We start from the raw sequence: 16,808 nt of genomic DNA on the forward strand, positions 1-16,808 counted from the left end.
GCTTAGCGTGGCACCCGTCGGCAGTACGTCACCGAAGGGGGCACGGCATGGGCAGGGCACAGGAGACCGCGGTGTACACGCACGGGCACGGCGAGGCGGTGCTCCGCTCACACCGCTGGCGGACGGCCGCCAACTCGGCCGCGTACCTGCTGGGTTCGCTCGGTCCGGGCCTGCGGGTGCTGGACGTCGGCTGCGGTCCCGGCACCATCACCGCCGACCTGGCGGAGCTGGTCCCCGGCGGCCGGGTCGTCGGCCTGGAGCACGCGGAGGGGGTGCTGGAGGCCGCGCGCGCCGAGGCGGCGCGGCGGGGGGTGGCGAACCTGGAGTTCGCGGTGGGCGACGTGCACGCGCTTCCCTACCGGGACGGCGAGTTCGACGTGGTGCACGCCCATCAGGTGCTCCAGCACGTCGGGGATCCGGTGACGGCACTGCGGGAGATGCGGCGGGTGACCCGGCCCGGCGGGGTGGTGGCGGCGCGCGACTCGGACTACGGCGCGATGAGCTGGGCGCCGGTCTCACCCGGTCTGGACCGCTGGCAGGAGCTCTTCCGGCGCACGGCGCGCGCCAACGGCGGCGAGCCGGACGCGGGGCGTTTCCTGGCCGGCTGGGCCGCGGAGGCGGGGGGCTTCGAGGAGGTCGCCGTGACCTCGTCGGAGTGGGTGTACACGAGCGCCGAGGAGCGCGCCTGGTGGGGGACGATGTGGGCCGAGCGCACGCTGGCGCCCGTCTACGCGGACCGGGTGCGGGAGCTGGGCCTGGCCGGCGCGGACGACCTCGCGGAGATCGGCGAGGCGTGGCTAGAGTGGGGCGGCCTGCCGGAGGGACGCTTCACGGTGCCGCACGGCGAGATCCTGTGCCGCGTGGCGGGCTGATCCCCACTCGGCAGGGGCTGATCCGCACTTCGCAGGGGCTGATCCGCCCCGGTCACTGGCCTCCGCCGAGGGAGCAGAAGGAGTACGGGGCCCACGGGCCGGTCAGGTGGACCTTCACCCCGCCCTCGGGCAGACTCTCGCGGGCCTTGTCGACCATTTCGACGAAGCCACCGGACTGCCGGCGCGGCACCAGGTAGGCGGCGTCGAGGAGGTTGCGCCCCCAGGCGCTCTCCTCGGCCTCGGTGACCTTCAGGATGCGGGTCGGGCGCAGCCGGGTGTCCTCGGCGGCGGCGCGCAGCTCCTCGTGCAGGCGGGCGGCGAAGTGCCCGGCCTGCTCGGCCTCCCGCTCCACCCCGGCGTAGACGCGGACGCTCCACTCGACCCGCCCCGCGAGCCGGTCGAGCACGGCGCGGATCTCGGTGGCGTGGGTCTCCAGCAGGACCCGCACGGCGCTGTCGTCCGGCAGCACGGTGGCGAACCGCAGGGGCAGCGGGGTGGTGACGGTGGTGAGGGCGTCGATCACCTGCTCGTGCGCCCTGGCCGTGACGGTCAGCCACGACGGGTCCTCCAGACGGCCCCGCAGCGGTTCCTCGGCGAACTCCGCGGCGGGCACCGTGCTCACCACGGCGACCAGGCCCTCGTGGTGCACCGCGGTGGGCGGGGAGCCGGCCACGCCCGCCAGTTGGGCCTGCAGCGCCGCCTCGAACGGGCGGCAGACCGCGTAGACATACCGCAGTCCGCTCATGGTCTCTCCTTCTCGCCGTGGGGCCGGGGCAGGCGGTCGGGGTTCCGCCCGGGCAGACGGTCCGGGTTCCGCCGGTGCGGGTCCGGTACTCCCACCCTGCACGAGCGCGGGCCGCCGCTCCAGTTCCCCCGCCCGGGACACATGTCCCGGACGGCGGCGGGGCGGCGGCCCGTGGGGTCGCTCAGGCCGGCTCGATCTCGTGCCGGCCCTCCTCCTCGGCGGGGAGCTCGTCCTCGCCGTCCGGCTCCGCGCGCAAGTCACCCTCGTCGTGGGACGAGCGGGTGAACACCTTGCGGACGAGCGAGTCGTCCCACCAGGCCGTCGCGGCGCCGGCGGTGCGGACGCCCTCCATCAGCAGCCGCCGCCCCTGGTCAGCCAGGTAGGCGCGGGGCTCGTCCCGGCCGACCAGCACGATGGCGACGGCCACCACGAGCGGCAGCGTCCGGGTGCGTCCCACCACGTAGCCCGCGGTGGCCGCCAGCCCGATCTCCCAGCGGTGTGCGTTCACCCGAACCCACCTCCCCCCTGCTGCACTCCGGCAGCGGCCTCGAGCCTCTCGAGCAGCTCGTCCTCACGCTGGTCGAACTCCTCGTCGCTGATCTCGCCTGATTCCAACTGCTCCTCCAGACGTGCCAGTTCGGCGCGGATAGTGGCAGGGTCGTAGTAGATGCGCTCGGCTTCGCGCATCACCTGGCGGATCACCCAGGCGCTGCCGCGCACCGGTGCGAACGGCAGCAGCAGCACCTCGGAGAGGAGTCCCACGGCGTCACTCCACAGCCGTGCCGGCCGTCTGCCCCGCGCCGTCCTGCGCGTGGTCGGCCGGGCCGGGCTCCACGAAGCTGTAGGGCGGAAGCGGCCCGTTGACCCGCAGCTGCACGTGCGGGTTCGCCTCGCGGAACTCCTCGACCGCGGCGATGAACCGGTCCGCGGTCGCGGTGTCCACCAGGAAGGACAGGTTGGTGATCCAGCCGGAGGAGTCGGCGCCGGTGGCGACCGAGGCGGCCTGGGGCTCCAGCGCCTGCTGGAGCGCGGCCGCGTCGATCTCCTCACGGGCCTTGACGGCGCCGACGACCATCTCGCCGAGCTTCAGCTTGTCGTCGTGACTGCCGCCGCCGGCCTGCCGGTTGGCCTCGGCCAGGGAGCGCACCTCGGCGTCCTCGGCCATCACCACGTGCAGGACGGCCTCCTCGTCGTGGTTGGCCTTGACGTTGTACTCCGCCTTGCCGTCCAGCGCGCGCAGCCGCTCGCCGTAGTGCCCGGAGCGCTCCGACAGGACCCGCAGCACGGAGTCGTCGTCGGGCGCGACGTTGCCGAACCGCATCGGCAGCACGCAGCCGCCCGCGCCGGCCTCGGCGAGGATCGTCTGGTGGGCCAGGAGGTCACGGCGCTTGGGACGCAGGTCCTCCGGCGCTTCGCCGACCACGGCGACCAGATCGCCCTCCTTCAGCAACCGCACCGGGTTCGGCGGGTCGCCGACGCCGCCCATGCCCTCGGGCAGCGAAGGGTGGGACGCCGAGGCGATCCCGTAGACGTAGGTGCTCACTTCTCGTCCTCCTTACGTCGGGACGACGCAGGTTCCTTGCTTCCCTCGCGGCCCTGCCGGAAGGCGTCGGAGATGCTGTCGGCGGCTCCCGAGAGCGCGCCCTTGGTCTTGCCGTGGGCGCCCTTCTCCGTCATGTCGCCGACCAGGTCGGGCAGTCCGGGGTTCTTGCGCGGTCCGGACTCGAGGTCGAGGCGGTTGCACGCCTCGGCGAAACGCAGGTACGTGTCCACGCTCGCGACGACGACACGTACGTCGATCTTCAGGATTTCGATGCCGACCAGGGAGACGCGAACGAACGCGTCGATGACGAGGCCCCGGTCGAGGACGAGTTCAAGCACGTCGTAGAGGCCGCTGCTGCCGCCCCCACCACCGCTCTGCTGTGCCGGTACAACCGTCACGAGTGCTCCTCACTGTTTCCGGGCAGGGCTCCGCCAGGCATGCGGGCCCCTGCCCTGTCACGGGAAGTCGGGCGGACGTCTCGGACTGAAGGCCGCCGCTGTCAGCGGCTCTTGCCGTCCGAACGTCCGCGTTCGTAGCGCCTGATGCGCTTGTAGCCGGTGAGCATGCCGTCCGGATCGAGGTCGACCTGGTAGGTCCCCAGCAGGCTCATCGTGTCGGGGACGCGCTCCAGTTCGAGCACCTCCACCTGCAACGACCAGCCGTCCTCGGTCCTCTCGAAGGACGACACCGACTCGGCGGCCATCCCGGTCAGCTCCTCGAGCTGACCCCGCGCCTCACGGAGCACTTCCGTGGGTCGCGGCCGGCGCTGCTCCGGCTCCTTCTTCTCGGTCTTCTCGGCCTTTTCGGTGTCTTCGGCCTTTTCGGTGTCTTCGGTTTCCTGCTTGTTCGTCATGGCCACCTCTGTGAGTGCGGATGACCGGTGACCCTGACGGCAAACCTCCCGATGCACACCGACCGGACGCCGTTGCGGACTTCCCGTGACAGCCCCCGTCGGGCCGCTTCACACATGGGTCGACCTCGTGTCGGTCCGACGGGGGCGGGTGGGCCTCAGCCCGTGACGCCCTGCTCCGTCAGCAGGCGCGCCGAGGCCGCGACGGAGCTCGCGTCGATGCCCGCCTCGCGCAGCTGCTCCTCGGGGCTCGCGGAGCCGGGCATGGACCGCACGCCGAGCCGCACCAGCCGCGGCGGCGGGGCACCGTCGTCGAACGCGGAGGCGACCGCGTCGCCGATGCCGCCCTCCTCGTGGTGGTCCTCCACGGTGAGCAGGCAGCCGGTCTCCGCGGCGGCCCTGCGCAGCGTCTCGCGGTCCACGGGCTTCACCGAGTACAGGTCGACCACCCGTACGGCGATGCCCTCGCCGGCCAGTTCGTCCGCGGCCTTCAGCGCCTCGTGGACGGTCACGCCGGCCGCGACCAGCGTGAGCCGGTCCTCGTCCGAGGAGCGCAGCACCTTGCTGCCGCCGACCGGGAACTCCTCGTCGGGGCCGTAGAGGACGGCGCCCTTGCCGCGCGAGGTGCGCAGGTAGCGGATGCCGGTGAGGTCCGCCATGGCGGCGACCAGCTTGGCGGTCTGGTTGGCGTCGCACGGGTAGAGCACGGTGGAGCCGTGCACCGCCCGGAACATCGCCAGGTCCTCCACCCCCATCTGCGAGGGGCCGTCCTGGCCGATGGACACGCCGGCGTGCGAGCCGACCACGTTGATGCCGGAGTCGCTGACCGCCGCCATCCGCACGAAGTCGTGGGCGCGACTGAGAAACGCGGCGAAGGAGGACGCGAAGGGCACCCAGCCGCGTGCGGCCAGTCCCACGGCGGAGGCGACGAGCTGCTGCTCGGCGATGTAGCACTCGAAGAACCGCTCCGGGTGCTCCTTGGCGAAGGCCTCGGCCCGGGTGGAGTCGCTCACCTCGCCGTCCAGGGCGACGACGTCGCCGCGCGCGGTGCCGAGGGCGGCGAGGGCCGCTCCGTAGGCGTCCCGGGTGGCCGCCTCCTCGCCCTTGTCCCAGCGCGGCAGCTCGGGCGCGGCAATGTGCGGGGCGGGCCGCGCGGGGGCCTCCCGGGGCGCCCCGACCTCGACCCGCAGGTCGCGTTCGCCGCCGAGTTCGGCGATCGCCGCCTCGGGGTCCTTCAGCGGCTTGCCGTGCAGTCCTTCCTTGTCCTCGGCCGCGGACACGCCGCGCCCCTTGAGGGTGCGGGCCAGCACGACGGCGGGCTGGCCGACGGTCGAGGAGGCCTCGCCCAGTGCCCGCTCGATCGCCTCGGCGTCGTGGCCGTCCACCTCGACGGTGTGCCAGCCGAAGGCCTTGAACCGGCGCGCGTAGGCGTCCAGGTCGTGGCCGTGGCGGGTCTCGCCGCGCTGGCCGAGCCGGTTGACGTCGACGATGGCGGTGAGGTTGTCCAGGTGCTCGAACGACGCCTGCTCGGCGGCCTCCCACACCGAGCCCTCGGCCAGTTCGCTGTCCCCGCACAGCACCCACACCCGGTACGGGGCCTTCTCCAGCCGCTTGCCGGACAGGGCGATGCCCACGCCCACGGGCAGACCCTGGCCCAGCGAGCCGGTGGCGGTCTCCACCCAGGGCAGCCGGCGCGGCGTGGGGTGGCCCTCGAGGCGACTGCCCTGCTTCCGGAAGGTGAGCAGTTCCTGGTCGTCGATGGCTCCGGCGGCCTTGTACGCGGCGTACAGCAGCGGCGAGGCGTGGCCCTTGGACAGCACGAAGCGGTCGTTGCCGGGGTCGCCGGGGTTGGCGAAGTCGTAGCGCAGGTGGCGGGCCAGCAGCACGGCCATCAGGTCGGCGGCCGACATCGAGGAGGTCGGGTGGCCGGACCCGGCGGCCGCGGCGGCGCGCACGCTGTCCACCCGCAGCTGCTGTCCCAGCTCGGCGAGGTGGGCGGCTTCGGCGGGGTCGAAGGCGTCGGTGGGGGCGGGTGCTCGGTGGTCGGTGTGCATGGGTCCCCTCGGATTCGGCGTTGCCGTGACCTCATCCGCGTCCCCCTGGCCGGGTGGCCGAAACGGCCGGGGCTCACTCCGGCGGGCGCATCCGGAAGTCGTGGCGGGCCGGCAGGGGCTCGTCCGTGCAGGCGGCCCACAGGCGGCTGACGGTCTCCGAGCCCTCGCGCAGGTCCGCCACCTCGAAGTCTTCCGCGAAGACGGCACGGGCGGCGTCCCGCCGTCCCTCGGCCAGCAGGAGCTCCACCTCCAGCAGCCGGAAACGTCCCCGAGCCCGCGTCCGGGCGGGCAGCCGCTCCCAGACCTCGCGGGCCCGGGCCGTCCGGCCGACCCCGAGCAGCGCCTCGGCCGTCTCGCGTCCCAGCGCCGCCACGGCGGGCTCCCACCTGTCCGGGACGGCCTCCTCGCCGCCCGCGGCCGCGTGGCACAGGGCCTCGAAGGCCTCGTCGTAGCGGTCCGCGGCCCGCTCCGGGTGGTGCTCCTCCTGGTCGGCGACCGCGGTGCAGCGCAGCAGGGCCCAGTGCCCGGGCGCTGCCTTCAGCCCGCGCTCCCAGCTCCGCACGGCCTGCGCGCGGTCTCCGGCGTGCCACTGGGCCAGGCCCAGGTGATATTCGGCGGTGGCGGTCGCGGCGGCGGTCTCCAGCATGTCCCGCCAGTGCGGCGCGACCGGCGTCACGTGCGGCGGGCCGGTCTCCGGGTCCTCCTCGGGGAGCGTGCCCCTGCGCAGCAGCTCCAGCCAGGGGCGCTGCTCCTCCCCCAGCGTCTCGGGGGCGAAGGGCGTCCCGGGCAGGGTGAAGCCGCCGCGCAGCACTTCCAGCGCGCCCCAGCCGGAGCCGGTGGCGAGCCGCTCGCCCGGTTCGGTGTCCGCGGCCGGCGCCCAGGCGGCGTAGGCGGCCTCCACGTCGGCGCGGGGCAGCACCGCCTCCAGCCGCTCCTCCGCCGTGGCCAGGGCCCGGCCCCAGTCGTCGCCGTGCGCGGCGGCCGGGTCGACGTCCAGCGGGCCGTACGCCTCCAGCCAGGACACCTCGCTCTCGGCGTCCAGTTTGACGTGCTCCAGCTGGGTGCGGGCGAGCCCGGCCTGGATCTCGCAGTAGCCGCCCGTGCCGGGCTCGGTCAGCCACTCCTGCCAACGCCGCCCGCCCGGGCCGCTGCCCCAGACGAACAGCTTGCGTCCGCGCAGCGTGTCGGTGGAGGTCTGCACGAGTCCGCGCCCCGCGTCGTCGAGGGCGGCTATCCACCCGCGGCGCCCGTCGGGCACGTCGTAGAAGTAGTCGGCCGGGAAGACGCTGTTCAGCGGCCGGGTGCGGTCGACGCCGTCGTAGGCGGGCACCTCGACCCTGCGGAGCCGTCGCGTGTAGCCGAAGTGCCAGGCGGCGTCGGCGGGGGCGAGCACCCGGCGCTCCTCGGGCACCGCGATGTTGGACCACCAGTAGGTGGGGACCGGCCGCTCGTGCGGGTTGCGGATCCGCACGCCGACGTACAGGAAGTCGGAGCCGTCCGGCAGCCACAGGTCGACCTGGAACGGCAGGTCCCGCAGCCTCTCCCACTCCCACAGCCGCAGCATGACCCCGCCGTCGGGCGCGGTGACCCGGGCGGCGTGCAGCGGGGAGCAGGACAGGGCGGTGTGCCCGGTCGCGCCGATGTTCCACTCGATGCCGCCGGAGTACCAGGCGCCGTTCAGCGCGAAACAGGCGGGCTGGAACACCGGGTTGCGGTACAGCAGTTCGCGGCCGGTGGGCTTGTGGACCAGGGAGGCGATGCGGCCGCCGAGCGCCGGCAGCACGGTGACGCGGAGCCGGTCGTTCTCCATGACGAGGGCTTCCACGGGGCGGGGCTCGCGGCGGCGGTCGTAGCCGTCGCGCACCCGCTCGGGGAGCAGTCCGGTCAGCGGGGCGTACCCCATCTGCCGGGCCATGTCCCGCGGCAGGCCCTGCCGGTCGCGGTCCTCGACCTGGTGGACCTCGTCGAGCGGCCTCAGCGGCGGCAGGGGGTTGTCGGGGCCCAACTCGGCGGCGGGCAGCGTCAGCACCTCACGGCGGATGGTCGTCACCCGACCATGGAAGCGGCCGGACGGCTCCGGCGCCAGAGGCCGGTCGGTCAGTCCTGGATCATCTCCGCGGTGATCGCCCAGCGTTCGTGGTCGCGCCACGCGCCGTCGACGAACAGCATGCGCGGGGAGAACCCCTCCTTGGCGAAGCCGGCGCGGCGGGCCAGCGCGAGCGAACGGGTGTTGCCGGGCTGGGCGTTGATCTCCAGCCGGTGCAGGTTCAGCGGCGGCGCGAAGGCGTACCGCACGAGGGCCCGCAGCGCCTCGGTCATCAGACCGCGGCCGGCGGCTCGCGCGAACGCGCCGTATCCGAGGGCGCCGGAGCGGAAGGCGCCGTGCACGATGTTGTTGACCGTCACGTAGCCGGCGAGAGCGCCTTCCTGCGTGCGGTCGCAGACGAGGAAGCTCTCCTTGTCCGCGCTGTCGATGATCCGCTGCGCGTAGGCGCGGAACGCGTCGGGGGTGTCCGGCGGGAACAGCCACGGGTGGTGCAGCTCCCGGCTCTCCGCCGCCCGGGCGGTGAACTCGGCCTCGTCGGCCAGGGTGAGGGGGCGGAGGCCGATCCGGTCGGTGACGGCCACGTACGAGCTCTCGCGCATGTGGATCACCCTAGCCCTTCCGGGAAGGGGCGGGTCGGGGGAGCGAACCGTGCCGCCCACCGGGGTTGTGACTGGCCCACGCTGGGGCGGGAGTCGCGTGCCCAGGGTGTCGTCGGCTTGGCCCGGGCAGGGGGAGCCGCTCGCCGCGGAGGCTCGGGCCGGCGCCCGCCCGTGCCGCCCCCTGGGCGGCCCAGCCGCCCGCAGAGGGGTCGAGGCCGGCACCGCCCGCAGGGGTGTCCGTCGGCCGGATGGGCGGCGACGGGTCAGGCGAGGGCCGGGTGGTCCAGGGTGAGGGTGCGGGCCTCCGTGTCGAGTTCGGCCATGACGCCGAAGGGGATCGTCAGGGCTCCGTCGCCGTGGCCGAAGCCGAACTCCTCGGCGACGGGGACGCCGAGGCCGCCGAGCCGGTCGGCGAAGAGCGCCCGCAGTTCCTCGTAGGGCCCGCAGCCCAGCCAGGAGCCGAGGACCACACCGGCGACGCCGTCCAGCCACCCGGACCGCAGCAGCTGCGTGAGGATCCGGTCCAGCCGGTACCGCTCCTCCTCGACGTCCTCGATCATCAGCAGCCCGCCCCGCGCCCCGGCCCGCGCGTGCGGCGTGCCCAGGTCCGCGGCGAGCAGGCTGACGCAGCCGCCGAGGGTGACCCCGCGAGCCCGCCCGGGCACCAGGGTGCCGCCGGACCCGGTGACGACCTGGGTGGTCTCCGGCTCGAAGAGGGTGGCCCGCAGGTGCTCGCGGGCCTTCTCGTTCTTGAGGAAGTCGACGCCCGCCGCCATCGGCCCGTGCAGCGTCACCAGCCCCATGCGGGTGGCGAACGCCTCGTGCAGCGCGGTGATGTCGCTGAAACCGACGAAGACCTTGGGCCCGGCGGCCCGCATCGCGGACCAGTCGAGCAGGTCGACCATGCGCTGCACGCCGTAGCCGCCGCGCGCGCAGATCACCGCGTCGACGGAGAGGTCGCACCAGGCGGCCTGGAGGTCGGCCGCGCGGTCCGCGTCCGTCCCCGCCAGGTACTCGAACTCCCCGTGACGGTCCCGGACGTGGGGCATCACGACGGGGTCGAGGCCCCAGCCACGCAGCAGGTCGAGCCCGCCCTGCAGCCGCTCGTCGGGCACCGGCCCGCTGGTGGCGACGATCGCCACCCGCGCGCCCGGCGCCAGCCGCTTCGGTCTCGTCGACTCCCGCACGCTCGTCCCCTACTTCCGCAGTTCCAGCACCGGTACGTCCGGTGCCTCGAAGCCGAACACCTGGGCGTACAGCGACAGTTCCGCCTCCAGCGCCCGGACCATGGTGTCGGCGCGCCGGAACCCGTGGCCCTCGCCCTCGAAGGCGATGTAGGCGTGCGGGACGCCCCGCCCGCCGGCCCTGACCCGTTCGAGGAACCGCTCGCTCGCCGCGGGCGGGCAGATCGGGTCCTCCAGTCCCTGGAGCAACAGGAACGGCGCCTCGATCCGCTCGGGGCTCTCGCCCGGCGAGCGCTCGCGGTACCGCTCGGGCACCTCGGCCAGCGGGCCGACCAGGGACTCCAGGTAGCGCGACTCGAAGTCGTGGGTCTCGCCCGAGGCCCACGAGGTCAGGTCGAGCACCGGATAGATGACGGTGCCGCAGGCGTAGACGTCGGTGAAGGCCAGCGAGGCGGCGGTGGTCCAGCCGCCCGCGCTGCCTCCGCGCACCGCCAGACGTCGGCGGTCGGCGACGCCTTCGTCGGCGAGGGCGAGGGCGGCGGCCGCGCAGTCCTCGACGTCGACCACGCCCCACTGCTCGCGCAGCCGGTTGCGGTACTCCCGCCCGTACCCGGTGGATCCGCCGTAGTTGACCTCGACGACGCCGATGCCGCGGGAGGTGAAGTAGGCGATCTCCAGGTCGAGCACCATGGGCGCCCGGCTGGTGGGGCCGCCGTGCGCCCAGACCACGTACGGCGGCAGTTCGCCGTCGGGGCCGGTGACCTCGGGGTGGTGCGGCGGGTAGACGTGCGCGTGCACCTCGCGGCCGTCGGCGGCGGTGAAGACCCGCGCCTCGGGCTCGGGCAGGTAGGCGGGGTCGACGCTGTCGTGGTGGGCGGAGCCGATGACGCGGGCGCTGCCGAGGCGGGTGTCCAGCTCGACGACCTCGAAGGAGCGCTTGGCGCCCGCGCCGACCGCGACGACCCGGTCGCCGTGCACGGCGAGCGCGGCGGCGAACTCGCTCCACGGGCCGGCCGCGTCGACGACCTCGCAGGACTCGGGGTCGAGCACGCCGAGCACCTGGGCGCCCTTGCCGTGCAGGACGGCGACCAGGCCGCACTCCAGCGGAGCGAACCAGCGGCTGCCCGGCGTCCACACCGGTCCGCCGAACTCCTCCTCGCGGGCGCAGACGGGCTCGCCCTCGCGGTAGAGGTTCCACCAGCCGGAGTGGTCGCTGCTCCACATCAGGCGGCCGTCGGCGGTCCACTCGACCTGGGCGACGGACTCCTCCTCGCCGCCGGCCATCACCCGCGGCATGGTGAGGACGCCGTCCTCGGTGATGTCGGCGACCACCAGTTCGGTGCCGTCCCACGGCATCCGGGGGTGGTCCCAGGCCAGCCAGGCGGCCCGGGCGCCGTCCGGGGAGACGCGCGCGCCGGTGACGAAGTGGTGGGTGGGGCGGGACAGTTCGCGCAGGGCGTCGCGGTCCTCGGCGGCGCTGCCGTCCAGGGGCACCGCCACGTGCAGGCGCCGCACCTCGGAGGGGCCGTCGCCGGTGTACTCCTCCAGCACGCACCAGACCTCGGCCCGGCCGCCCGGCCCCTCGCGCACCTCGGGCTCGGCCCAGCGCAGGCCGCCGCCCACCGGGGAGAGGGGGGTGAGCGGCTGCGGTTCGCCGCCCTCCCCCTCGTAGCGGTAGAGCCGCTGGTCGGCGAAGTTCACGAAGACGACGACCGCCCGTCCGTCCCGGACGGTCCCGGTCCAGGGGCGGCCGCCGTACTCCACCACCCGGCTGCGCACGTTCCACGGCGGGGGCAGCACCGATTCCTCGGTGCCGTCGGCGCGGCGGCGCACCAGGGCGCGGCGGCCGGCCTCGGCGGGCCGGGGCTCGGTCCACCAGACCTCGTCACCGACGAAGCCCGGGTACTGCGGGGCTCCGTCGTGGTCGGCGGCGAGCCCCGCCCCGATCGGCGAGGGCCACGTCCCGTGGGCCAGTTTCCGCACCTTGTCCCCCATCTCTGTCAGGCCGTCCGCAGGAAGCGGTCGAGCACACGGACGCCGAAGTGCAGTCCTTCGACGGGCACCCGCTCGTCCACGCCGTGGAAGAGCTGCTGGTAGGCAAAGCCTTCGGGCAGCCAGACGGGGGCGAAGCCGTAACCGGTGATGCCGAGCCGGGCGAACTGCTTGGCGTCGGTGCCGCCGGACATGCAGTAGGGCACGGTGTGCGCCTCGGGGTCGTGCTCCTCGACGGCGGCGCGCAGCTTGGCGAAGGTCGGGGAGTCCACCGGGGCCTGCAGGGCGCCCTCGCGGTGGTAGTACTCCCAGTCGACGTCGGGGCCGGTCAGCTCGTCCAGGGTGCGCTCGAAGTCCTCCTCGCCGCCCGGCAGGAAGCGTCCGTCGACGTGCGCGCCGGCTTCGCCGGGGATCACGTTGACCTTGTAGCCGGCGTCCAGCATCGTCGGGTTGGTGCTGTTGCGCAGGGTGGGCTCCACCAGGGCGGCGGCGGGGCCGATCTTCACCAGCAGCTCGTCGACCTGGTCGGAGTCGTCGAGGTCGTAGCGCGTGGCGTCGATGCCGTAGACGGCGGCGAGTTCGGAGATCGCGGCGCGCACGGTCGGGGTGAGGTTCAGCGGCCAGCTGTGCTCGCCGAGCCGGGTGACCGCCGCGGTGAGGCGGGTGACGGCGTTGGCGTGGTTGACCTTGGAGCCGTGGCCGGCGCGTCCGCGCGCGGTGAGCCGCAGCCAGCCGGTGCCGCGTTCGCCCGCGCCGATGGGGTAGATCCGGGCGCCGGAGCCGTCGTGGAAGGTGTAGGCGCCGGACTCGCTGACGCCTTCGGTGCAGCCCTCGAACAGCTCGGGGTGCTGGTCGGCGAGGAAGCCGGAGCCGTCGACGGCGCTGTCCTCCTCGTCGGCGGTGAAGGCGATGACGATGTCGCGGCGGGGCCGCACGCCCTCCCGGGCCCAGGAGCGGACCACGGAGAGGATCATCGCGTCCATGTTCTTCATGTCCACGGCGCCGCGGCCCCAGAGCACGCCGTCGCGGATCTCCCCGGAGAAGGGGTGGACGGTCCACTCGGAGGCGTCGGCGGGCACCACGTCGAGGTGGCCGTGGACCAGGAGCGCGTCCGCCGAGGGGTCGGTGCCCTCGAGGCGGGCGACGACGTTGGTTCGTCCCTCGGTGCGCTCGAGGAGGGTGGGCTCCAGGCCGGCCTCGGCGAGCCTGGCCGCCGCGTACTCGGCGGCGGGGCGCTCGCGGCAGTCGCCGCCGCCCCGGTTGGTGGTGTCGATGCGGATCAGGTCGGACGCGAAGGTCACGACCTCTTCGAGGGCCTGCTGATCAGCCATACGTCTCCTCCACCGCGGCCGAGACGATCGTGGTGACCGCCTTGAAGGTGCGGATTGCGTCGTACATGTTTGCTTCGGTATAGGCGACCTTGCGCTCGCCGATCCGGTCCACGCCGGGCACCACCGTCGCCGCGTCGGCGAGGTGTTCCGCGTCGAACTCCACGGCGACGGTACGCGGGCCGGCCGTCACGGGCTCGTGACGGACCGCCAGCGACACCGCCTCCCGGGCGGCCGCGCGGATGTCCGCGTGGGTCCGGGCGGGCGTGCGGCACACGGCCGCGTAGCGCGACACGTGGTCCTTCACCGCGACCTTCCGCGCCTCGGGTGCGTACCCGAGGGCGTCGTCGCACGCCACGTCGTCGCCGGTCACCAGAATGACCGGTACCCCGTATTCGGCCACCACATGGGCGTTGAGCAGGCCTTCGCTCGCGCGGACGTCGTCGAGCCAGACGCCGGTGAGCTGGTTGGCGAGGTAGGTGTGGGCGAGGACACCCTCCATCCCGGCGCCGCCGTGGTAGCCGATGAAGGCGATGCCGTCGACGTCGCCGTGCTGGACGCCCTCGACCATGGAGAGCGACTTGTGCCGGCCGGTGAGCATCTCGACCCGGTCGTCGAGCTGCTCGAGCAGCAGGTTGCGCATGCTCCAGTGGGCCTCGTTGACGAGCACCTGGTCGGCGCCGCCGTCGAAGAAGCCGAGCGCGGCGGCCTGGACGTCCGAGGTGAACATCGGACGGCAGCGTTCCCACTGGGGGGTGCCCGGCAGCACGTCCGCCGGCCAGGTGACGCCGGTGGCGCCCTCCATGTCGGCGCTGATGAGGATCTTCATCGGTCGCTCCGTTCCTGCCGGTCACACGCGTGCATGGGCGTGAGTGTAGACCGAGGCGGTCACGGCGCGATCTTCCCCCGTGCCGGTCCGGCGGGGAAGCCCCCCGCCGGACCGGAGCAGGTCAGTCCTGGTGCCCGAGCTGCAGGTCGCGCTCGGTGCGGCCGCCGCCGGCCACCTGCAGGACGGTGGCGACCGGGGGGTACCCGGCGGCGATCACGGTGTACTCGCCGGAGGACAGGTCGACGAAGCGGAAGGTGCCGTCGGGGCCGGTGGTGAGGGTGTCGACGACGTTGCCCGCGGCGTCCAGCAGGGTGACCCGGGCCTCCTCCACCGGTCGCCCGCCGCCGCCCCGGACCACGCCGCGCAGCACCGCCCCGCCGGCCAGCTCGATGTCCTGCCGGGTCTCCCGGGACGCCTGCACGGTGACCGGCAGGGCGGTGGGCCGGTAGGCGTGGGCGCTGGCGGCCAGGGTGTACTCGCCGGCCACCAGGTCGCTGATGACGTAGCCGCCGTCGAAGCCGCTGCGGGAGGCGGAGACCACCTCGCCGTGGACGTTGGTGAGGGTGACGGTGGCATCCCGCACCGGGGTGCCGTCGGCGGTGGTGACGGTCCCGGCGAGGCGTCCGGCGCCGCCGAGCACCACGTCCATCTCGACCGGCCGCTCCCCCACCGTGACCTGCACGGCCTGCGGCTGGTGCCCGCCGGCGGCGGCGATCAGCACGTAGGAGCCGGGGCCGGGGGTGGCCAGCGCGTAGCGTCCGTCCTCGCCGCTGGCGCCGCGCCCGACCTGCTGCCCGGCGCCGTCGATCAGGGTGAGCGCGGCGCGCGGCACCACCGTGCCGTCGGCGTGCCGGACCGCGCCGCAGACGGCGATCCCGCCGCCGTAGGGGGCCCGGGCGCCGGGCACCGAGGCGGTCACCTCGACGGTGAGCGGGACGGAGGCCGCCGCGTAGGGGGCTGCGGCAGCCGCGGCCGCCGGCTCGGCGCCCTGGGGGTCTGCGGCGGGGACGTTGTGGGACACCAGCGGTTTCTCCTTGAGGAAGCAGGCGATGATCAGGCCGAGCACGAGGACCGGCACCAGGTAGAGGAAGATCCGCGGCATGGCCTCGGCGTAGGCCGCGATGTACGCGTCGCGCTGCGGCGCGGGCAGCGCGTGCACCATCTCCGGGCTGACGGACTCGCTGTGCGGGGCGGCGGCCGCGCCGCCGGGCAGGCGAGGCAGCCGCTCGGCGAGGGCGTCGGTGAACCGGTCGGCGAAGAGGGTGCCGAAGACGGCGGCGCCGACGCTGCCGCCGATCTGCCGGAAGTAGTTGTTGGCGCTGGTGGCGGTGCCCAGGTCGGCGGGGCGCACCGAGTTCTGGACGGCGAGCACCAGGACCGGCATCACGAGGCCGATGCCGGCGCCCAGCACGAACATCCAGACGCTGTAGGTGATCCGCTCGGTGCCGGTGTCCAGGAGGGACAGCAGCCACATGCCGACGGCCGAGAGCGCGCCGCCGAGGATCGGGTAGATCCGGTAGCGGCCGGTGCGGCTGATCAGCTGCCCGGAGAGCACCGAGGCGCCGACCACCCCGCCCATCATGGGCAGCATCAGCAGGCCGGACTCGGTGGCGGTGGCCCCGTCGACCATCTGGAGGTAGCTGGGCAGGTAGCTGGCCGCGCCGAACAGCGCGATGCCGACGACCAGGCCGACCAGGGCGGTGACGTTGAAGACGGAGTCGCGGAACAGTCGCAGCGGGATGAGGGGTTCGGCCGCGAACCGCTCGGCGACCACGAAGAGCGCCGAGGCGGCGACGGCGCCCCCGGCCAGGCCGAGGATCTCCGGGGAGTCCCAGGCGTACTCGGTGCCGCCCCAGCTGGTCAGCAGCACCAGGCAGGTCGACGCGGCGACGAGCAGGATCGTCCCCACGACGTCCAGGCGGGGCCGTACGGCGGGCTTGGGCAGCTTGAGCACGGCGGCCACCACGACCAGGGTGACCAGGCCGAAGGGCACGTTGAAGTAGAAGCACCAGCGCCAGCTGTGGTGGTCGGTGAAGTAGCCGCCGAGCAGCGGTCCGGCCACCGAGGCCAGGCCGAAGGAGGCGCCGATCAGGCCCATGAAGCGCCCGCGTTCGCGGGGCGGGACGATGTCCGCGATGATCGCCTGCACGCCGATCATCAGCCCGCCCGCGCCGATCCCCTGGACCGCGCGGAAGGCGACCAGCTGGTCCATGGTCTCCGCCCGTCCGCAGGCGGCGGAGCCCAGGACGAAGACGACGATCGCGAACAGGAAGACGCCCTTGCGGCCGAACAGGTCGCCGAGCTTGCCGTAGACCGGGAGCACCACGGTCGAGGTCAGCAGGTAGGCCGTGATGGCCCAGGACATCTTGTCCATGCCCTGCAGGTCGCCGACGATCCTCGGCAGGGCGGTGGCGACGATCATCTGCTCCAGCGCCGCGAGCAGCAGGGCGAGCATCAGCCCGGTGAAGACCAGCCGCACGCCGCGCGGGGTGAGCCGCGCGGGCGGGTCGGCGGACGCCTGCACCGCGGGGAGCGGGAGGGTGTCCTCGCCGCCCTGTGCCGGCGCCCCGGTCCGGTCCCGCGGCCCGGCCTCGTCCCGCAGCAGCGCGGTCCCGCCCGTCACGCCCACTTGCGCCCTCCCGTTCGTCGCACGTCACCAGGCGAACGGCAGCGAAGGATTCCGGTTACGCAAGTCACTCGAAACGGTGAGGGCAACGGGGCTTCCGCAGGCGGCTGTTGACCGTTCGGCCCGGCCGGGTCACCCC

At 74.0% G+C, this 16,808-nt stretch carries 15 protein-coding genes; 1 reads left to right on the top strand and 14 read right to left on the bottom strand.

Annotation, left to right across the window (positions count from 1 at the left end):
- Positions 1 to 47 precede the first annotated feature (47 nt).
- Positions 48 to 872, top strand: a complete 825-nt coding sequence (locus ACFRAV_RS01480) for a class I SAM-dependent methyltransferase (protein WP_382550357.1) — start codon at positions 48 to 50, stop codon at positions 870 to 872.
- A 52-nt stretch (positions 873 to 924) separates the two neighbouring features.
- Here ACFRAV_RS01480 and ACFRAV_RS01485 read toward each other — a convergent pair whose 3' ends face one another.
- The 14 genes from ACFRAV_RS01485 to ACFRAV_RS01550 form a co-directional block, all read right to left on the bottom strand.
- Entirely contained in the window at positions 925 to 1,617 is a 693-nt protein-coding gene (locus tag ACFRAV_RS01485; protein ID WP_382550358.1) for a GvpL/GvpF family gas vesicle protein, read from the bottom strand.
- 181 nt (positions 1,618 to 1,798) lie between these two features.
- Positions 1,799 to 2,125 carry a hypothetical protein gene (locus ACFRAV_RS01490; protein WP_382550360.1) on the bottom strand — a complete coding sequence of 109 codons (327 nt, stop codon included), beginning with the start codon at positions 2,123 to 2,125 and terminating at the stop codon, positions 1,799 to 1,801.
- Positions 2,122 to 2,379, bottom strand: coding sequence for a gas vesicle protein GvpG (locus ACFRAV_RS01495; RefSeq protein ID WP_382550362.1), 258 nt, complete (start codon positions 2,377 to 2,379; stop codon positions 2,122 to 2,124). Before ACFRAV_RS01495 ends, ACFRAV_RS01490 begins: the two co-directional genes overlap by 4 nt.
- 4 nt (positions 2,380 to 2,383) lie before the next feature.
- The gene (locus tag ACFRAV_RS01500) at positions 2,384 to 3,160 is read right to left on the bottom strand and encodes a GvpL/GvpF family gas vesicle protein (protein ID WP_382550364.1); all 777 of its coding nucleotides are present in this window, start codon (positions 3,158 to 3,160) and stop codon (positions 2,384 to 2,386) included.
- Positions 3,157 to 3,558, bottom strand: coding sequence for a gas vesicle structural protein GvpA (locus tag ACFRAV_RS01505; RefSeq protein WP_351111137.1), 402 nt, complete (start codon positions 3,556 to 3,558; stop codon positions 3,157 to 3,159). The genes ACFRAV_RS01500 and ACFRAV_RS01505 overlap by 4 nt, the downstream gene beginning before the upstream one ends.
- A 101-nt stretch (positions 3,559 to 3,659) precedes the next feature.
- Positions 3,660 to 4,013, bottom strand: a complete 354-nt coding sequence (locus ACFRAV_RS01510) for a gas vesicle protein (protein ID WP_382550366.1) — start codon at positions 4,011 to 4,013, stop codon at positions 3,660 to 3,662.
- A 155-nt stretch (positions 4,014 to 4,168) separates the two neighbouring features.
- Positions 4,169 to 6,064 (bottom strand): transketolase, encoded by a 1,896-nt coding sequence (locus tag ACFRAV_RS01515; protein WP_382550368.1) that lies wholly within the window; start codon positions 6,062 to 6,064, stop codon positions 4,169 to 4,171.
- A 73-nt stretch (positions 6,065 to 6,137) separates the two neighbouring features.
- Positions 6,138 to 8,114, bottom strand: coding sequence for a DUF5107 domain-containing protein (locus tag ACFRAV_RS01520; RefSeq protein ID WP_382550370.1), 1,977 nt, complete (start codon positions 8,112 to 8,114; stop codon positions 6,138 to 6,140).
- Between the two features lie 47 nt (positions 8,115 to 8,161).
- Complete coding sequence (locus ACFRAV_RS01525; RefSeq protein ID WP_382550372.1) at positions 8,162 to 8,710, bottom strand: GNAT family N-acetyltransferase; 549 nt, start codon at positions 8,708 to 8,710, stop codon at positions 8,162 to 8,164.
- A 263-nt stretch (positions 8,711 to 8,973) separates the two neighbouring features.
- Entirely contained in the window at positions 8,974 to 9,897 is a 924-nt protein-coding gene (locus ACFRAV_RS01530) for an LD-carboxypeptidase (protein WP_382550374.1), read from the bottom strand.
- A 9-nt stretch (positions 9,898 to 9,906) separates the two neighbouring features.
- Complete coding sequence (locus ACFRAV_RS01535) at positions 9,907 to 11,889, bottom strand: prolyl oligopeptidase family serine peptidase (RefSeq protein WP_382550376.1); 1,983 nt, start codon at positions 11,887 to 11,889, stop codon at positions 9,907 to 9,909.
- A 5-nt stretch (positions 11,890 to 11,894) separates the two neighbouring features.
- Complete coding sequence (locus tag ACFRAV_RS01540) at positions 11,895 to 13,217, bottom strand: M20/M25/M40 family metallo-hydrolase (protein ID WP_382550378.1); 1,323 nt, start codon at positions 13,215 to 13,217, stop codon at positions 11,895 to 11,897.
- On the bottom strand, positions 13,210 to 14,043 hold the full coding sequence (locus ACFRAV_RS01545) for a M55 family metallopeptidase (protein ID WP_382550380.1): 834 nt from the start codon (positions 14,041 to 14,043) through the stop codon (positions 13,210 to 13,212). The genes ACFRAV_RS01540 and ACFRAV_RS01545 overlap by 8 nt, the downstream gene beginning before the upstream one ends.
- A gap of 121 nt (positions 14,044 to 14,164) precedes the next feature.
- Complete coding sequence (locus ACFRAV_RS01550) at positions 14,165 to 16,498, bottom strand: MFS transporter (protein ID WP_382550662.1); 2,334 nt, start codon at positions 16,496 to 16,498, stop codon at positions 14,165 to 14,167.
- Positions 16,499 to 16,808 lie beyond the last annotated feature (310 nt).

The sequence above is a fragment of the Streptomyces sp. NPDC056600 genome, from assembly GCF_042792855.1.
GTDB lineage: Bacteria > Actinomycetota > Actinomycetes > Streptomycetales > Streptomycetaceae > Streptomyces.